Source organism: Promicromonospora sukumoe 327MFSha3.1 (assembly GCF_000385135.1).
GTDB lineage: Bacteria > Actinomycetota > Actinomycetes > Actinomycetales > Cellulomonadaceae > Promicromonospora > Promicromonospora sukumoe_B.
The window spans coordinates 1,564,050-1,580,619 of record NZ_ARQM01000010.1 but is presented as its reverse complement, the minus strand read 5'-3'; the positions used below and the strand labels follow the sequence as shown (position 1 = coordinate 1,580,619).

12 protein-coding genes are annotated in these 16,570 nt (G+C 75.1%); 8 read left to right on the top strand and 4 right to left on the bottom strand.

What is annotated here, in order from left to right; all coding sequences use genetic code 11:
- Positions 1–71: 71 nt before the first annotated feature.
- Positions 72–863, top strand: a complete 792-nt coding sequence (locus tag H291_RS29510) for a helix-turn-helix transcriptional regulator (RefSeq protein ID WP_051109408.1) — start codon at positions 72–74, stop codon at positions 861–863.
- Here H291_RS29510 and H291_RS0110750 read toward each other — a convergent pair.
- Positions 860–4,177 carry a glycosyl hydrolase family 95 catalytic domain-containing protein gene (locus tag H291_RS0110750; protein WP_020015002.1) on the bottom strand — a complete coding sequence of 1,106 codons (3,318 nt, stop codon included), beginning with the start codon at positions 4,175–4,177 and terminating at the stop codon, positions 860–862. The two genes, H291_RS29510 and H291_RS0110750, sit on opposite strands and share 4 nt — an antisense overlap.
- A gap of 95 nt (positions 4,178–4,272) precedes the next feature.
- The gene (locus H291_RS0110745) at positions 4,273–5,010 is read right to left on the bottom strand and encodes a FadR/GntR family transcriptional regulator (protein ID WP_020015001.1); all 738 of its coding nucleotides are present in this window, start codon (positions 5,008–5,010) and stop codon (positions 4,273–4,275) included.
- A gap of 112 nt (positions 5,011–5,122) precedes the next feature.
- Here H291_RS0110745 and H291_RS0110740 point away from each other — a divergent pair, with 112 nt between their 5' ends.
- The 6 genes from H291_RS0110740 to H291_RS29505 are packed head-to-tail and all read left to right on the top strand — an operon-like array spanning position 5,123 to position 11,549.
- Positions 5,123–6,856, top strand: coding sequence for a dihydroxyacetone kinase family protein (locus tag H291_RS0110740; protein WP_020015000.1), 1,734 nt, complete (start codon positions 5,123–5,125; stop codon positions 6,854–6,856).
- 1 nt (position 6,857) lies between these two features.
- Entirely contained in the window at positions 6,858–7,325 is a 468-nt protein-coding gene (locus tag H291_RS0110735; RefSeq protein WP_020014999.1) for a ribose-5-phosphate isomerase, read from the top strand.
- Entirely contained in the window at positions 7,325–8,086 is a 762-nt protein-coding gene (locus tag H291_RS0110730) for a triose-phosphate isomerase family protein (RefSeq protein WP_020014998.1), read from the top strand. Before H291_RS0110735 ends, H291_RS0110730 begins: the two co-directional genes overlap by 1 nt.
- Positions 8,083–8,880 carry a sugar phosphate isomerase/epimerase family protein gene (locus tag H291_RS0110725; protein ID WP_020014997.1) on the top strand — a complete coding sequence of 266 codons (798 nt, stop codon included), beginning with the start codon at positions 8,083–8,085 and terminating at the stop codon, positions 8,878–8,880. Before H291_RS0110730 ends, H291_RS0110725 begins: the two co-directional genes overlap by 4 nt.
- Positions 8,877–9,731: a phosphogluconate dehydrogenase C-terminal domain-containing protein gene (locus tag H291_RS0110720; protein WP_020014996.1), complete on the top strand. Its 855-nt coding sequence runs from the start codon at positions 8,877–8,879 to the stop codon at positions 9,729–9,731. Before H291_RS0110725 ends, H291_RS0110720 begins: the two co-directional genes overlap by 4 nt.
- Before the next feature lie 30 nt (positions 9,732–9,761).
- Positions 9,762–11,549, top strand: coding sequence for a hypothetical protein (locus tag H291_RS29505; protein ID WP_051109473.1), 1,788 nt, complete (start codon positions 9,762–9,764; stop codon positions 11,547–11,549).
- A 30-nt stretch (positions 11,550–11,579) separates the two neighbouring features.
- Here the strand turns inward: H291_RS29505 and H291_RS0110710 are convergent, their stop codons facing one another.
- The gene (locus H291_RS0110710; RefSeq protein ID WP_020014994.1) at positions 11,580–13,646 is read right to left on the bottom strand and encodes a beta-galactosidase; all 2,067 of its coding nucleotides are present in this window, start codon (positions 13,644–13,646) and stop codon (positions 11,580–11,582) included.
- Positions 13,643–15,187, bottom strand: coding sequence for an apiosidase-like domain-containing protein (locus H291_RS0110705; protein WP_020014993.1), 1,545 nt, complete (start codon positions 15,185–15,187; stop codon positions 13,643–13,645). The genes H291_RS0110710 and H291_RS0110705 overlap by 4 nt, the downstream gene beginning before the upstream one ends.
- Positions 15,188–15,320: 133 nt before the next feature.
- Here H291_RS0110705 and H291_RS0110700 point away from each other — a divergent pair, with 133 nt between their 5' ends.
- Complete coding sequence (locus H291_RS0110700) at positions 15,321–16,559, top strand: ABC transporter substrate-binding protein (protein WP_020014992.1); 1,239 nt, start codon at positions 15,321–15,323, stop codon at positions 16,557–16,559.
- Positions 16,560–16,570 lie beyond the last annotated feature (11 nt).

Sequence of the window (16,570 nt, the reverse complement as noted above, 5' to 3'; positions counted from 1 at the left end):
GAACGCGAAACGTCCGGGCAACGAGTGCGCGATCGCCCTGCACGTACGGTCCCCGGAAGAACGGAGGACCGATGGCGCCACTGACGCATTTCCCGACGAGGCCCGCGGCCGATCAGGCCGCGGACTGGCGGCTGCTCGCCGATGTGGTCAGCGAGGCCCCCGTTCCGTTGTGGGTCATCGGGCCGGAAGGATCCGTCGAGGTCGCGAACCGGGCGGCGGTCACTTTCCTCGGTTACCGGAACGATCTCGACCTCGTCGGCGGTCCCAGTCATGAGCTGCTCCATCGCAACCGGCTCGACGGGACCTCCTACCCGCCCGACGAGTGCCCGATCATCTGTGCGCAGGGGCTGGAGCACCGGGGCCAGGAATGGTTCGTGACGCGTGCGGGAGACCCACGCCCGGTGCACTGGTCGACGAGAAGGCTGAACGACACGGGCGCGACGGTCCTGAGCTTCACGCCCACCGCCTCGGACGCCGTGCGGCACAGGGCCGAGGCGCGGCTGCGCGATTCGGCGCCGGCGTCCGCTCCCCTCCGGTCGCGGGCGGTGCTGCGCGACGGGCTGTACGCGATCATCCACGAACGGTTCGCGGACCCCCTGTTCACCGTGGCCGACCTGGCCGCCGAGGTGCACGTCTCGGTGCGCTCGCTGCAGGCCCTGTTCGCGGACGTCGGGCGCTCACCCGCGGCCGAGCTGCGGCGGGTCCGGCTCGAGTTCGCGCACAGCCTGCTGGAACGGGGGCACGGCGTGCAGACGGCGTGCCAGCGCTCCGGGTTCCTCGACGCGGGGTCCTTCGGCCGGGCGTTCCGCCGCCGCTTCGGCTACCCGCCGAGCCAGGTGCGTCCGCCGGAGGCAGGCAGCTAGCCCTGCTCGGCGACGAACGTCACCGCAGGCGCGTCCTCCTTGCCGTCGGCCGAGGTCGGGCCCAGCACCACGCGGCCCGCGGGCACCTCCTTGGCGAAGACCACGAGCGGCACGTCCTGGCGCGTCGCCGGGAGGTCCCACGCCGACAGGTCGCCCGAGAAGTCCTCCGCGAACAGGAGGTCGCCGTCCGGCGTGCGCACGCTGAGGTCGTCGTACTCGCCGACGTCCGCGTTCCCCAGGTAGGTCCCGACGCGGCCCTGCGCGAAGGTCTCGTCGACCCGCTCGTCGACCAGGACGTCGTCGACGAAGGTGCGGATCCGGTCGCCGACCGCCTCGACACGCAGGCGGTAGGTGTTACCGGGCGCGGGCGTCAGCGGCACGACCGTGCCGAGGAGCGTGGTGCGGCCGTCGACGATCTTGCTCATCCGCAGCTGGCCGAGCCCGCCCTCGCTGCCCAGGGGGCCGCCGATCGTCCACACGTATCCGTTGCGCTCGTCGCGGGCCCGGAACATCAGGCTCGCCCCGACCTGGATCTGCCGCACCGTGGCCTCGACGACCTGGTCGCCCCAGTCGGCCCCGGCGGAGGTGAGCGTGGCGCCGCCGGCCGAGGCGCGCAGGTGCCCGTCCTGGAGGTCGAACGGCCGGACGTAGGTCCTGGTGCCGACCTCCATCGACGTCCGCGTCCAGCCCTCCTCCCGCAGCCAGGACGGCCACCACCTGCCCTCGCCCCGCGCGTCGAGGGCGGTGTAGACCGTGGCCGGGCGGGCCAGGTCGAACCGCACGGCGCCGTTCGGGCCGGTCGCGCCCGCGGCGGGGCGGGCGCCCTGGATCTGCACCGCACCGTCGAGCCGGTCGGGCAGGTCCGCGATCGCGTCGCTGCTGTCGGCGTACAGGGGGTTGCCCTCGGCGGCGGACAGGAGCGCGCCCTGCTTCTCGGGCGCGACGGCCGAGACCAGGTCCGACTCGACCTGCGGCACGCCGCCCTCGATGCCGAGGGTCCGCTCCCCGAGGTGCTTGGCACCGGTCTCGGCCTCGCCCGTGAGCGCCCGGTACCCGTACGACGACGCCGGGCGCCCCACGCGCTCCAGCACGTACGACCGGCCGTCCTCGACGGTCAGGCGCACGGTCGGCTCGTCCGTCGGCCCGACGACGGTCCGCCCGCCGGAGACGACGCGCACGCGCTCGCCCGGCCAGGGGTTCGCGATCGTCAGGGTCTCCGCGGAGCCGGCCTCGATCCCGACGTAGAGCGGCGCGCCGCCGCGCACCTCGGTGCTGACCAGGTGCCCGCCGGGTAGGTGGACGCTCCCCGCGACGTCCCAGTGGGCCGGGAGGGCCGCGGCGACCCGCACCGTGCCGTCGTACGACTGGACCAGGGCGTCCTGGAGGGCTCCGGCGACCACGGCGTTCCAGGAGCTGAAGAGGTGCTGCCTGGCGGCGGGGTCGTCGTTCTTGCCGTGGACGGTGAAGCCGTTCGGGAACTTCTGCAGGTCGGACGTGCCCTGGACGAGCAGGTCCCGCATCTCGTCGCCGCGGTGCAGGCGGGCCGCCCAGATCGGGTCCTCGCCCCACTCGCGGGTGAGCGGGAACACGCGCCGGTCGAACGTGTTCTGCATCAGGTCGGAGCCCGCGTCGAGGCGGCCCCACGGGTACAGGGCCTCCATGTCGGTGTTCTGCGTGTTCTTCGCCGGCTCGTCGGTCGCGGACCACGCCACGACCTCGGTGCCGCGGCGGGTCGTCGTCGGCAGCTCGGGCAGCTTCGGCACGGCCGCGTCGAGGCGGTCGGCGAGGTCGGCGTCGCCGCGCTCGCGCGCCAGGTCCGCGATGACCGGGAACATCGCGTGCATGCCGGCCACGTCGGGTGTCGGGTCCGTGGTGTCCCACTGCGTCTCGAGCGAGTTCACGTGGTTCAGGTGCAGCTTCCCGTCGTCGCCCTCGTCGAGGACCGAGAGGTAGAACCGCGCGACGTCGCGCATCAGCGGGTAGCCGCGGTCGAGGTAGGCCTCGTCGCCGGTGTACCGGTAGGTCTGCCAGACGTCGTGGGAGACCTCGAGGCCGCCGGTCAGGACCCGGCTGTTCCAGGCCGGCTCGGTGCCGCCGTCGCAGCCCTCCGCCGTGGTGCCGTCGTAGTCGAGGAGCTCGGGCACGCACGCGCCCTCGGCGTCGGGCCACAGCTCGCGCGTGGCCGCCCGGAGCTGCTCGAGGTGCTCGGTGTACAGCCGCAGGTAGGGCGCGTTGAAGGACGCCGTGCCGGCGCCGTAGTTCGCGTACACCTGCTGGCGCAGGTTGAAGTGGAACCACGTCGACGGCGACAGCGCCGCGTCGGGCCACGGATAGAGCATGCCCACCGCGCCGGCCTGGCCGGTCGGCAGGTCGTTCCGCTGCGTCGAGGCGGTGGTGTAGAGCTGCTGCGCGCGCAGCGCCTCCAGGTACTCGCCGGTGCCGTCCGGCGAGTCGATCCGCAGGGGCGCCGCCTGGTCGTCCCAGAAGCGGTGCCACCACCGCAGGTGCCCGCGGTCGGAGGCCCGTCCGGCGACGGCCTCCCGGCTCGCCTCCGCGAGGTCGCCCCCGGTGTACGACGGCGCCCCCACCACGATCGTGAACGTCCCGTCGCGTCGCGGCGTGAACGTCAGCCGGACGGTGTGCTCGTCCACGGCCTCGGCGCGGACCCCGCGGGCGTGCGCGGTCAGCGCCGCGACGGCGCCCGTCGTGCCGTTCCGGGCGTCGAACGTCTCGGCGAGGGCGGCGACGCCGCCGGCCGCGTACGTCTCCGGCACGCGGTCCGCCGGGAGCCGGAGCTCCGCGGTCTGCTCCGTGTTCCTCGGCGCGCCGGTGACCTCGACGACGAGCTGGTCGGCGTCGGCCCGCACGTAGGCCGTCGCGGACAGGCCGCCGCCCGACTGGCGCAGCTGGGCGTCGTACAGGTCGACACGCCCCGAGTAGTCCGCGGCCGTCGCCAGCGACATGAGGCCCGGCAGCACGAGCCGCCCGGCGCTGAGGAGGTCCGGGAACGTGTCGTTGCGCTGGAGCTGGGCGGTCAGGCCGTCGCGGTTGAACACCGCCGCGCCCAGCCGGCCGTTGCCGAGCGGCATGCTCTGCTCCGCGCGCCAGGCCGGGGACTCCAGGACCAGGTCCGACCTCGAGACGAGTCCTTCCGTCTCGACGCCGAGCGAGTCGCCCCGCCACGCGACGGCCGGGCGGGCGGTGCTGTGCGGGGCGGCCTGGGCCGGGAGCCCGGCCGCGATCAGGGCGGTCACCGCGACGGCGGCCACCGCGGTCCACGTCTTCGGCACGGAGTTCGGCGTGGTCTTCGGCATGCAGGAAACCTCGTCGGCCCGCGCGAACGCCGTCAACCGTTCGCCGGGTTGTATCGGTGGAACGGCGAGGTTGTATCGGTGCAACCGCCCGGACGCTAGGGGGCGAGCTCCCGCTGGAGCCGCGCGGTCGCGGTCGCCATGTGCACCGCCATCGCGGACGCGGCGGCGTCCTCGTCGCCCTGCGCCACCGCGGCCAGGATCTGCTCGTGCTCGGCGAGCGCCACCCGGGCGGCGTCCTCGTCCCCCACCGCGCGGTCCGCGTACACCTGCAGCAGGGAGCGGACGACGTGGAGCTGGTCCAGCAGCACCGGGTTGCCGGCGGCGTCGGCGAGGACGTGGTGGAAGTCCTGGTCCGCACGGGCGAACGCGCCGAGGTCGGTCACGGAGTCACGCATCCGGGCGAGATGCTTCGTCAGGCGCTCGCGGTGCGCGGCGTCCACCCGGTCGGCGGCCAGGCGCGCGACGAAGATCTCCAGCCCCGCGCGCAGCTCGAGCAGCGACGTCGTGCTGCGCTCGCCGATGAGCAGCCCCCAGCGCAGCGTCTGCGGGAGCAGCTCGCTCGCGGCGCCGCGCAGGTAGGTGCCCGAGCCCGGCCGCACGTCGACCACCCCGAGGATCTCCAGGGCGGCGAGCGCCTCCCGGACCGCCGACCGCCCGACCTCGAGGGAGGCGGCGAGCTGGCGTTCCGGGGGCAGCCGCGTGCCGGGCGGGATGGTGCCGTCGGTGAAGAGGTCGAGGAGCCGGCGGGCGACCTGGGAGGCGGGTGTGCCGGCGGGCAGCGCACCCAGGGACGCGGCGATCTCGTGCGGGCGAGCATCGGGGTACGCGGGCATGGGGCCCAATCTAGCCGCCCCGGTCCGGGCGCACCGTCGGATCAGGGGCTTGCAATTGGTCAACCGGTTGGCCACACTGGCACCGCACCCGCCCCGACGGAGAGGTTCGGCGATGACAAGACTGTGGAACGAGCCGGCCGACTTCGCCGACGAGATGCTCGACGGGTTCGTCGCCGCGCACCCGCGGCACGTCCGCCGGGTCGACGGCGGCGTCGTGCGCCGTGCGCCGGCCCCCGAGGGCCAGGTGGCCGTGGTGGTCGGGGGCGGCTCGGGCCACTACCCCGCGTTCGGCGGGCTCGTCGGCACGGGGCTCGCGCACGGGGCCGCGGTCGGGAACCTGTTCGCGTCGCCGTCCGCGCAGCAGGTGCACGCGGTGGCGGGCGCCGCCCACCGCGGGGGCGGCGTCCTGCTCACGTACGGCAACTACGCCGGGGACGTGCTCAACTTCGACGCCGCCCAGGAGCGGCTGCGTGCGGAGGGGGTCGCGTGCGAGACGGTCGTCGTCACCGACGACGTCGCGAGCGCGCCCGCGGACGAGCGCCACCGCCGGCGCGGCGTCGCGGGCGACCTCGTGGTGTTCCGGATCGCGGCGGCCGCGGCCGAGGCCGGGCGCGACCTCGCAGGGGTGGCCGCGCTCGCCCGGCGGGCGAACGACCTGACCCGCTCGTTCGGCGTCGCCTTCTCGGGCTGCCGGCTCCCCGGCGCGCCGGAGCCGCTGTTCACCGTGCCCGACGGCCGGATGGCGGTCGGGCTCGGCATCCACGGCGAGCCGGGCATCGACGAGCGCGAGACGCCGTCGGCCGACGACCTGGCCCACCAGCTCGTGGACCGGCTGCTCGCGGAGAGGCCGGCGGACGCCGGGTCGCGGGTGGTCCCGGTGCTCAACGGGCTCGGCTCGGTCAAGTACGAGGAGATGTTCGTCGTCTACCGCACCGTCGCCCGGCTCCTGGCGGAGTCCGGGCACGAGACCCTCGACCCGCACGTGGGCGAGTTCTGCACGAGCTTCGACATGGCGGGCCTGTCGCTGACGCTCTTCTGGCCCGACGCCGACCTGGAGCCCCTGTGGGGCACGCCCGTCGACGCGCCGGGGTACAAGCGGGGCACGGCGGCGCCGCAGGAGGCCGCGCCGGAGGTCCCGCAGGACGGGGTTCCGGCCGGTTCGGCAACGGCGTTCCCCGCCTCGGACGCCCCGTCCCGCGAGGTCGCCGCCGTCGTCGTCGACGCGCTCCGGGCCGTCGTGACCACGATCGACGAGCACGCCGCGGAGCTGGGCCGCCTCGACGCCGTCGCCGGGGACGGCGACCACGGCATCGGCATGCAGCGCGGCGCCCACGCCGCGGCGGACGCCGCGGCCGCCGCCCTCGCGGCCGGGGCCGGCAGCCGGACCGTCCTCGCCGGCGCGGCCGACGCGTGGTCGAACCGCGCGGGCGGCACCTCGGGCGCCCTGTGGGGCCTCATCCTGCACGCGCTCGCGGCCCGCCTGGGCGACACGGGCCGCCCGGAGCCGCAGGGCGTAGCGGCGGGGGCCGCGGCCGCCCTCGAGGACGTCATGACCTACGGCAAGGCCCGGCCCGGCGACAAGACCCTGGTCGACGCGCTCGCCGCGTTCAGCGCCGAGCTGTCGCGCGGGGTCGGCGCGGGCGACGCGCTCGTCCCGGTCTGGCACGCCGCGGCGGAGGCCACGGTCGCCGCGGCGGCGGCCACCGCGGACCTCGTGCCGCGCGCCGGACGCGCGCGGACGCACGCCGAGCGGGCGCTCGGCACCCCTGACCCCGGGGCCCGGTCGCTGGCCCTCGTCGTCACGGCGGTGGGGACCACCCTTGCCGCCGCCACCGGAAGGAGCTGAGATGGACAGGCTGCGCATCGTCGTGGGGAGCGACGACGCCGGGTTCGACTACAAGGAGGTGCTCAAGCGCGACCTGGAGGCCCACGCCGGGGTGGCGTCCGTGGTGGACGTGGGCGTGGACGCCGGGGGCGGCACGCCCTACGGCCGGATCGCCGTCGCCGCCGCGGAGCGGGTCGCGGCCGGCGACGCCGACCGCGCGCTGCTGGTGTGCGGCACCGGCCTCGGCGTCGCGATCGCCGCGAACAAGGTCACCGGCATCCGCGCCGTCACCGCGCACGACAGCTTCTCCGTCGAGCGCGGCGTGCTGTCCAACGACGCCCAGGTGCTCACGCTCGGCCAGCGCGTCATCGGCATCGAGCTCGCGCGCCGGCTGGTCCGGGAGTGGCTCACCTACCGGTTCGACCCGGCGTCGCCGTCGGCCGCCAAGGTCGCCGTCATCGGCGAGTACGAGGCGACGGGCTCCTGCTGATGACCGTCACCATCGGCGTGAGCCTCAAGATGTACTTCGGCCTCGCCCGGGCCGCGGCGTGGTGCGCCGACGTCGCGCGGCTCGCGGCCCGGCACCCCGGTGTCACCGACGGCGGCGTGGAGCTGTTCGTCGCGCCCACCTACCTGCAGGTGCCCGCGGCCGTCGCCGCGTTCGCCGGCACGCGGGTCCGGGTCGCCGTGCAGGACGTCGCGGCCGACGACGCCGGGCCGTTCACCGGCGAGGTCAGCGCCGCCGAGGCCGCCGAGGCCGGCGTCGGGCTGGCGGAGGTCGGGCACGCCGAGCGGCGCCGGCTCTTCCACGAGACCGACGACGTCGTGGCCCGCAAGACTGCCTCCGCGCTGCGGCACGGGCTCGCCCCGGTCGTGTGCGTCGGCGAGGAGCGCCGGACGACGCCGCAGGACGCGGCGCGGGAGACCCTCGGCCAGCTCGGCCGCTCCACCCGGGGCGTGCCGGACGGCGGCCTCGTGGTCGCCTATGAGCCGGTCTGGGCCATCGGCGCGCCCGCCCCCGCGCCGACCGAGCACGTCCGGGCCGTGGCGGGCGCGCTCGGCGACGCGCTGCGCGCCGACCCGGCGCGGCAGGGATCGCGCGTCCTGTACGGCGGGTCCGCCGGCCCGGGGCTGCTCACCGCGCTGGGGACGGCGGTCGACGGGCTCTTCCTCGGCCGGTTCGCGCACGACGTCGGGGCGCTGGAGACCGTGCTCGACGAGGCCCGCTCGCTCGCCGGGGCGCACGCGTGATCGGCCTCGGGAGCTACGCCTTCTTCTGGCAGCAGTCCGACCGCGTCCCGGAGCCGCTGACCCTGCGCGACACGTTCGCCGCGACGCGCGAGCTCGACGTCGACCTCTTCCAGATCTGCGACCACGCGCCGCTGGAGACGATGTCCGACGCCGAGCTGCGCGACGCCGCGGCCGCCGCCCGCGACCTCGGCCTGACCATCGAGCTCGGCACCAAGGGCGTCGAGCCCGGCCGGCTCGCCCGGTTCCTCGACCTCGCCCGGGTCTTCGACGCCCGGCTCGTGCGCGGCATGATAGTCGGCGCGAACGGCCGCCGGCCCTCGCTCGCCCGCGCGGAGGTGCAGCTGCGGGCCGCGCTGCCCGCCTACGAGGCGGCCGGCGTCACGCTCGCGCTGGAGACGTACGAGCAGGTCGCCACGGCGGACCTGGTCGGCCTGGTGGAACGGGTCGGCAGCCCGCGGCTGGGCATCTGCCTGGACCCGGCGAACGTCGTCGCCCGGCTGGAGCAGCCACGCGAGTGCGTGGAGCGCACCGCGCCGCACGTGCGGAACGTGCACGTCAAGGACTTCGCCTTCGACCGGCAGGACGGCTGGGTGGGCTTCACCTACTCGGGCGCGCCCCTGGGCGAGGGCCTGCACGACTACGCGCACCTGCTGCGGACCGTCCGGCCGCGCGAGCGCGACATCAACGAGGTCGTCGAGCACTGGCTGCCGTGGCAGGGCGACGCGGCCACGACCATCCGTACCGAGCGGGACTGGACCCGCACCACCCTGGAGCACCTGAGGAGCACACCATGAGCGAGAGCTACCGGATCGCCGTCGTCGGAGCCGGCGGGAAGATGGGCATGCGCGTCTCGAACAACCTGGTCCGGACGGACCACACGGTCGCGTACGTCGAGACGTCGCCGGCCGGCCGGCAGCGCACGATCGACGCCGGCCGCGAGCTGACCGACGCCGCCACGGCCGTCGCGGACGCCGACATCGTGGTCCTGGCCGTGCCGGACCTCGCGCTGCCGGCCGTGACCGCCGAGCTGGTGCCGCAGCTGCGGCCCGGCGCGATCGTCCTGACCCTGGACCCCGCGGCCGCGTACGCCGGCCTGCTGACCACGCGCGAGGACGTGGTCCAGGCCGTCGCGCACCCCTGCCACCCGTCGGTGTTCCTGGAGCGCACCACCAAGGAGGAGTGGGCCGACACGTTCGGCGGGATCGCCGCGCCACAGGACGCGATCGCGGCGGTCGAGTCCGACGACCCCGCCGCGCGCGACGTCGTCGAGGCGACCGTCCGGGCGATCTACGCGCCCGTGATCGACGTGCACTGGGTCACCGTCAAGCAGCTCGCGCAGCTCGAGCCCACCCTGGTCGAGACGGTCGCGTGCATGATCGGCGCGCTGCTGAACGAGGCGCTCGACGAGGCCGTGCACACGATGGGCGTGCCCGAGGCCGCCGCGCGCAGCATCCTGTACGGCCACACCCAGGTGGCGCTGGCCAACGGGCTGCGCGGCGACAACCCGTTCAGCGACGCCTGCCTGATCGCCATGGACTACGGCCGCGAGTCGATCGTCAAGGAGGACTGGAAGAAGATCTTCCGCGACGACGAGCTGGACCGGAACCTCGCCCGCATGCTGCACCTCGACACGATCGAGCGCTGAGCGCCCGGGGTGGACGACGAGGACGACGTGGTGACCCGTGAACCGCCCGGCTGGTGGACGCCGGCCGAGCCCTGGAGCCGGGGGCGCTGGTCCCTGGAACGGCGCGGCGACGAGATCGCCGACGTCCGGTACGACGGCGTGCTCGTGCTGCGCAGCGTGCGGCTCGTGGTGCGCGACGACGCCTGGCGCACCGCCGACGTCGTCGTCGACCAGGTGCGGGACGACGCGGACGGGTTCCTGGTCGACGTGCGCGCCACGGCCGGTGGCGTCGACGTCCGGGGCACGATCCGGGTCGTCGCCGCCGGGCCGCGCCTGACGGTCGAGTGGGACGGCGCGCCCGCGCGGGACCTGCTGACCAACCGGACCGGACTGGTCGTGCTGCACCCGCCGCACGTGGCCGGGGCCGCGCTGGCGGTCACCCACCCCGACGCCACGGTCACGCGCACGCGGTTCCCGCGGGCGATCAGCCCCCACCAGCCCGCCCGGGACATCGCGGCCCTCGCATGGCACGACGGCGGCCTCGGCCTCCGGCTCGACCTGCGGGGCGACGTGTTCGAGATGGAGGACCAGCGCAACTGGACCGACGCCTCCTTCAAGACGTACAGCCGGCCGCTGACGTTGCCGTTCCCGTACCTGGTGCGGGCCGGCGAGTCGCTGCGGCAGGCGGTGGAGGTCACGGCGTCGGGGCGGGCGGTCCCGGGGGTCCGGGAGCGGGAGGACGACGGTCCGGCGGTCGTGCGGCTGCGGGCGGCGGGGACCTTTCCGTCGGTGACGACGTCGGTCGCGGCCTCGGTCGCCACGACCACCGGGCCTGCGCGGGGCGTCCCGTGCGCGGGTGTTGCCCTCCTCGTCGAGCTCGACCTCGGGACGGCGACCTGGCCGTCGGTGCTGGCGCGCGCGGCGGCCCCAGGTCTGCCGCTCGACGTCCGGCTGGTCCTTCCCGACGACGGCCTCCCCGACGACGCCGTCACCCCTGCCGCCGCGGCCGCACTCACCCGGGCGGCCGCCGCCCTGAGTCCCCTCCGCGTCGCGCGCGTCGCCGCCTTCTCCCCCACGACCCACGTCGCCGGGACCGCCGAGGTCGCCGCCCTGCGCGCCGCCCTCGCGACAACCGAGACGAGCGCCGAGGTCCTCGGCGGCGTACGCGCGCACTTCACCGAGCTCAACCGCAACCACGACCTGGTCCTCGCCGACGTCGACGGCCTCACGTTCAGCCTCACGCCCCTGTTCCACTCCGGTGACACGGAGCAGCTCGTCGAGTCGGTCGCGATGCAGCGGCTCGTCGCCGCGCAGAGCGTGGACCTCGCGGCCGGACGGCCCGTGCACGTCGGGCCGGTCACGCTGCGGCCCCGGTTCAACGACGTCGCCGAGCCGCACCAGGACCGCCGGGCCGACCCGGCGCACGACGCCGACCCCCGCCAGTCGCGCGAAGAGCTCGCCGCGTGGGTCGTGGCCAGCGCCTCCGCCCTCGCCGTACCCGGGGTCGCGAGCATCGCCTGGTTCGAGGACCAGGGCCCGCGCGGCCTGGTCGGCCCGGCGGGCGTCCCCCGCCCGGTCGCCGAACCGGTGCGCGCGCTGGCGGGGCTGGCGGGCCGGGAGCTCCTGTCGGGGGCCAGCCCGGACGGGCGCGTCTGGGCGCTCGGCGCCCGCGAGGACACCGGCACGCAGGTGCTCGCGGCGAACCTTGACCGCCGGTCGCGGACGATCACGGTCGAGCTCGAGACCGAGCGCGACGGCCCCGATGACAGCGGCGCGACGCAGCCGCACAGGCTCGACCTCCGGCTGGCACCTCAGACGTGGACGAGCGTCTGGGCCTAAGTCAGGCCTGGATGCGAGTCCCGACCTCGGTCACGCCTCCGCCCCGACCACCTCGTCGGCCCACACCGCCACACCCCACGCCCCCAGCACGACCCGCGCACCGCTGTCGTACGCGGCGCCCGCGAGGACGTCGTAACCCCGACCCGCCGTGACCACCTCGACGGCCCCACCAGACCAGTTGTGCAGCACCCACACCCGGCCGCGAGCGCCCACGAGCGAGTGCAGGGTCACGGCTTCCGGCCGCTCGACGACGGGCCACGCCGGCACGGCGGGGCCCGCGACCTCGGCGACGACCCGGGCCATCAGTCTCCGGTCCAGCATGGTGCCGACCACGGTGATCTCCCCCTGCCCGACGGCGCGCCGGGTCACGGCGGCCCAGCGCCCGAGGTGGGGGTGGTCATAGCCGGCGAGGACGGCGGCGTCGTCCGGCTCGAGGCAGTCCACCCAGCCGTGGGCGGTGCCGGTGAGGTCGCCGAGGCGCACCGCGACGGGGTCGGCGAGCGCGGCGGTCTCCCGGTAGGTGACGCCGGCCGCGTCGCCGAGCAGGGCGGGGGCGCGGGTGGGCCGCATCCGGCCCTCGTGGTCCCCGTAGCCGGTCCGTGGTCCGAGCACGAGCCGCCCGCCCAGGCGGGCGTACTCGGCGAGGAGGGCGAGGGTGGTGTCGGGGGCGGCGATGAGCCCGGCGACGACGAGGGTCGGGAACCGCCGGACGAGCTCCCCGGCGGGCGGCAGGCGGCGGGCGTCGAGGTACCCGACCTGCAGCCCCGCGTCGACGGCGGCCCGGCCGAAGGCGCCCACGATCTTCTGGTAGGACGCGCGGTCGGGGGCGCTCTCGGTGCCGAAGGGCGGGTCGAACGCCGTCAGCCACTCGCTGTCGTGGTCGTAGACCACGCCGACCTGCTCGTCGGGGCGGGCGTCGGCGAGCCAGGGCGCGGCCGCCGCGAGCTGCCGCCCGGTCGCCGCGACCTGGTCGTAGACCCGGCCCGGTTCGAGGTCGTGGCCGAGGATGCCGCCCCAGTGCGCCTCGGCGCCCGAGTGCAGGGTGTGCCAGTGCCAGTAGGAGACCAGCCGGGCGCCCCGCGCGGCCAGGAGCCAGGCGACCTGGCCGAGCTGGCCGTCGTACGGCGGGCGCGTGAGCCGCGCGGGCCCGATGGACCCGGCGCCGGTCTCGGTGACGAGGAACGGCGCCTCCTTGGTGGCGCGCATGCGGTCCGCCATGAGCACGACCTGCGGCACGTCGTCGGCGTACCAGTGCCCGCCCTCCCCGTCGGTGGCCAGGGCGAGGGCGTCCTGCGCGAGGTAGTAGGCATTGCCGCTCGCCACGTCGAGGGCCGCGCCGACGGCGACGTCGTCCATGGCGGGCCGCTGGTAGGCGATGCAGGTGGTGAGGAAGGTGTCGTCGTCCACCAGCTCGCGCACGATCCCGGCCTGCCACGCGATGAACTCGGTGGTCTGCTCGGCCTGGAAGCGCCGCCAGGCGAGCTCGTAGGCGGGGGTGGTGTTCCCCGCGGGGTCCCACAGCTCGTCCCAGTCGGCGATCCGGTGCGACCAGTAGGCCAGGCCCCACTCGCGGTTCAGCGTCTCGGGGTCGCCGTACCGTGCGGCCAGCCAGCGGCGGAAGCGCGAGACCACGTGCTCGTTGTGGATCAGGTGCAGCCCCGGCTCGTTGTCGAGCTGGACCCCGACCACGGCCGGGTGCCGGCCGTGCCGCCCGACCACCGCGCGGATCACGCGCTCGGCGTGCACCCGGAAGGTGTCGGCGGTGAAGTCGACCTCCTGCCGCGCACCCCACGGCACGCGCGAGCCGTCGCGCCGCCGGACGGCGAGCTCGGGGTGCTTGCGGCTCAGCCAGGGCGGCACCGCGTAGGTGGGCGTGCCGAGGATCGCGTCGATCCCGTGCGCGGCCGCGGCGTCGAGCACCGGGGTGAGCCACTCCAGGTCGAACCGCCCGTCGGCCGGCTCCCAGGTGGACCACACGGACTCGCCGACGCGGATGCAGCCGATGCCCGCCTCGGCCATGAGCCGCAGGTCGGTCTCCAGCCGCCCCGGGTCGGGCAGGTACTCGTTGTAGTAGGCGGTGCCCAGCCGCACGGTCATTCCGCCGGCTCCACGCGCGTGACCAGCAGCGCGACGGCCTCGCCGTGAGGCAGCGCCACCGGGGCGGAGGCCCGGTCCCGGGCCTCGTTCCGCTCGACGTCCGTCAGGGCGAACCGCCTGGGCACACGCTCGACGGTCATGTGCCACGTGTCGATCACGTCGACCACGAACTCGTCGCCCGGCTCGGGCCGCTCCCCCGGGAAGCCCACGGGGAGGCGGAACTCCCAGTGCTCGGGCGCGGACCGGCCGAGGTACTGCACGTACTGGCGGCGGGCCGCCCCGGCCACGTGCGCCGGGTCGTCCCACTTGTCGATCGGGTCGAGGCCGGGCACGTCGAGCCCGTCCAGCACCTCCCGCAGGAACGCCAGCCGCGCGGGCGCCTCGCCGCGGAGGCGCCCGCCCTCCACCATGTGCAGGCTGCCGCTCGGGGTCACGAAGCTCTCGCCGTGCGACGCGTAGCACCCGGCGACGGTCGTGTTCCAGAACTGGTGCACGAGCTGCCGCGCGTCGAGGTCGCCCCACCGCAGCGGGATGTCGCCCTCGTACTTGATCTCGTCGAGCACCACGGGCTTGCCCCACACGTCCCGGTAGAGGTTGGCCCGGCCGGGCTCGGTCGTCGCCGACCCGTTCTGGAGCGACGCGTGCGTGACCCACGCCTGGTTGTTGTCGTACAGCTCGACCCAGTTGTGGATCGAGCGCAGGTGCCGGTGCGGGTCCAGGTCGGCGAGCAGCGCACCGGCCCGGTCCCAGCGCTCCGCGGGGCGCTCGAGCTGGTCGAACTCGTTGCACAGCGACCACCACACGTTCGGGTAGGCCGCGAGCCGCGCCACGACGTAGCGCAGGTAGACGGCGTCCTCCTCCTCGGACAGCCCGTCGAGCCCGAAGAACCCGCGGTCGTACGCGTTCAGGAGCAGCACGTCCGCCTGGATCCCGTGCTGCCCCAGGACGGCCACGGCGGCGTCGAGCCTGCGGAAGAAGGCGGGCACGGGGCGCGACACGTCCCACCGCCCCTCGACCCGCTCGAAGGGCAGCAGGTCGGGCACGTGCTCCACGTAGCCGCCGGCCTGCGGGAAGACCATGAACCGCAGCTTGTTGAACCCCGCCTCGGCGACGGCGGCGACCGTGTCGCCGAAGAGCGGCTCGTCCTGGTGCAGCCAGTTGTAGGCGGTGGTCCCGACGGGCCGGAACGGGGTGCCGTCGGCGTGGGCGAAGTGGAACCGGTGCGCCACCCGCACCGGGCCGTGGCCGTGCGCGCCGTGCCCGTCACCGTCGCCGACCTCGAAGGCGCCGGCCGTGCGGTCGAGCGCGGTCCGGGCGTCCTCGACCTCCCACGTCCAGCGTCCTTCCCGCTCGGCGCAGAACCGCGCCCGGTAGTCGTGGCTGCCGTCCCAGAACCCCGGGACGACCACCGGCTCGCCGCCGTCGTCGCAGGTCAGGCGCACGGTGAACGGCGGCTGCCCGTCCACCGGCAGGGCGTCGTCGCCCCGGAAGGACAGCTCGACCGTGTCGTACCTCGTCGTGCGGCTCGTCGTGCGGGTCATGGCTCTCCTCGCTCCATTGAAAGGTATCAACGCGATGCGTACTATATCCAGCGGCGAATGATCATTCATCATTCCGGACTGGCGCCTCGCTGGCGAAGGACAACGACGTTTCACCAACAAGCGGAGGCACGACATGAGAGCAGCACGACCCCTGGCCACCACCGTCGCGGCGCTCGCGACCCTGGGGCTGGTCACGGCATGCGGGAGCACCACGGGCGGCGGCGACGGCGCCGTCGAGCTGACCCTCTGGGCACGCGGGGCCTCGCTCCCCGACGACGTCCAGACCCTGCTCGACGAGGAGTTCCCGGACTACGAGATCACGGTGCAGGACATCCCCGACGTGGAGGACAAGCTCCGCGCGGCGCTGCGCTCGCGCAGCGGCCTGCCGGACGTCGTCGTCATGGGCGGGAGCCTGCCGTCCTTCTTCGAGGTCTCGGACCAGTTCGTGGACCTGTCCGACGAGGCGGCCGCGGGCGACGCCGTCGACTGGGCCCTGGAGCTCGGCCGCGACCCCGAGGGCCGGCAGGTGGCGCTGCCCACCGACATCGGCCCGTGGGGCTTCTTCTACCGGGCCGACGCCCTCGAGGAGCTCGGCTACCCGGCCGAGCCCGAGGAGGTGGCCGCCGAGGTCGACACCTGGGACGCGTACCGCGAGCTGGCCCAGCAGGCCGCCGACGAGGACGTGTACGTCTGCGACCACGCCGGCCAGAACTATCAGGCGATGCTCGCCCAGGACGGCTACGCGTACTTCGCACTCGAGGACGGGCAGGAGAGCAACGTCGTCGACTCCCCCGTCTCCCACGACGCCTTCGTCGGCTCCGCCGCGCTCGCCCAGGACGGGCTGTGCGCCAACACCGAGCCGTACACGCCGGAGTTCAACGCGGCGCTCACCCAGGAGAAGATCGTCGGCTTCGTCGGCCCGGCCTGGGAGGACGGCCTCCTGAAGTCCGCCGGGGAGCAGCAGGCGGGCGACTGGCGCGTGACCGCGGTACCCGGCGGAGCGGCCGCGACCGGCGGCTCGTTCGTCTCGGCGCTCGCCGAGAGCGACCACGCGGACGCGGCCGCCGAGGTGGCCGCCTTCCTCGGCGGGCCCACGTCCCAGAAGGCCGGGTACCTCGACAAGGGCCTGTTCCCGCCCTCCACGCAGGTGCACGCCGACCCCGACGTCGCCCTGCCCCAGGACTACTACGGGGGCCAGGACACGCTCGGCGCCCTGGCGGCCACGGCCGTGGACGCGCCCGTCGTCTACCAGGGCACCGAGTCGAGCGTCGTGGCGGCGCAGTTCTTCGTCGCGCTCAGCGACCTCGCCGCCAGCGGCGACGACCCGGAGACCGTCTACCGATCGCTCGTCGACGCGAACTCGGGCCGCTAGCCCGACGCGGG

Excerpts from the sequence above, each read along its gene's own strand:
- H291_RS29510 (WP_051109408.1), top strand. The coding sequence starts at position 72 with ATGGCGCCACTGACGCATTTCCCGACGAGGCCCGCGGCCGATCAGGCC.
- H291_RS0110750 (WP_020015002.1), bottom strand. The coding sequence starts at position 4,177 with ATGCCGAAGACCACGCCGAACTCCGTGCCGAAGACGTGGACCGCGGTG.
- H291_RS0110745 (WP_020015001.1), bottom strand. The coding sequence starts at position 5,010 with ATGCCCGCGTACCCCGATGCTCGCCCGCACGAGATCGCCGCGTCCCTG.
- H291_RS0110740 (WP_020015000.1), top strand. The coding sequence starts at position 5,123 with ATGACAAGACTGTGGAACGAGCCGGCCGACTTCGCCGACGAGATGCTC.
- H291_RS0110735 (WP_020014999.1), top strand. The coding sequence starts at position 6,858 with ATGGACAGGCTGCGCATCGTCGTGGGGAGCGACGACGCCGGGTTCGAC.
- H291_RS0110730 (WP_020014998.1), top strand. The coding sequence starts at position 7,325 with ATGACCGTCACCATCGGCGTGAGCCTCAAGATGTACTTCGGCCTCGCC.
- H291_RS0110720 (WP_020014996.1), top strand. The coding sequence starts at position 8,877 with ATGAGCGAGAGCTACCGGATCGCCGTCGTCGGAGCCGGCGGGAAGATG.
- H291_RS0110710 (WP_020014994.1), bottom strand. The coding sequence starts at position 13,646 with ATGACCGTGCGGCTGGGCACCGCCTACTACAACGAGTACCTGCCCGAC.
- H291_RS0110705 (WP_020014993.1), bottom strand. The coding sequence starts at position 15,187 with ATGACCCGCACGACGAGCCGCACGACGAGGTACGACACGGTCGAGCTG.
- H291_RS0110700 (WP_020014992.1), top strand. The coding sequence starts at position 15,321 with ATGAGAGCAGCACGACCCCTGGCCACCACCGTCGCGGCGCTCGCGACC.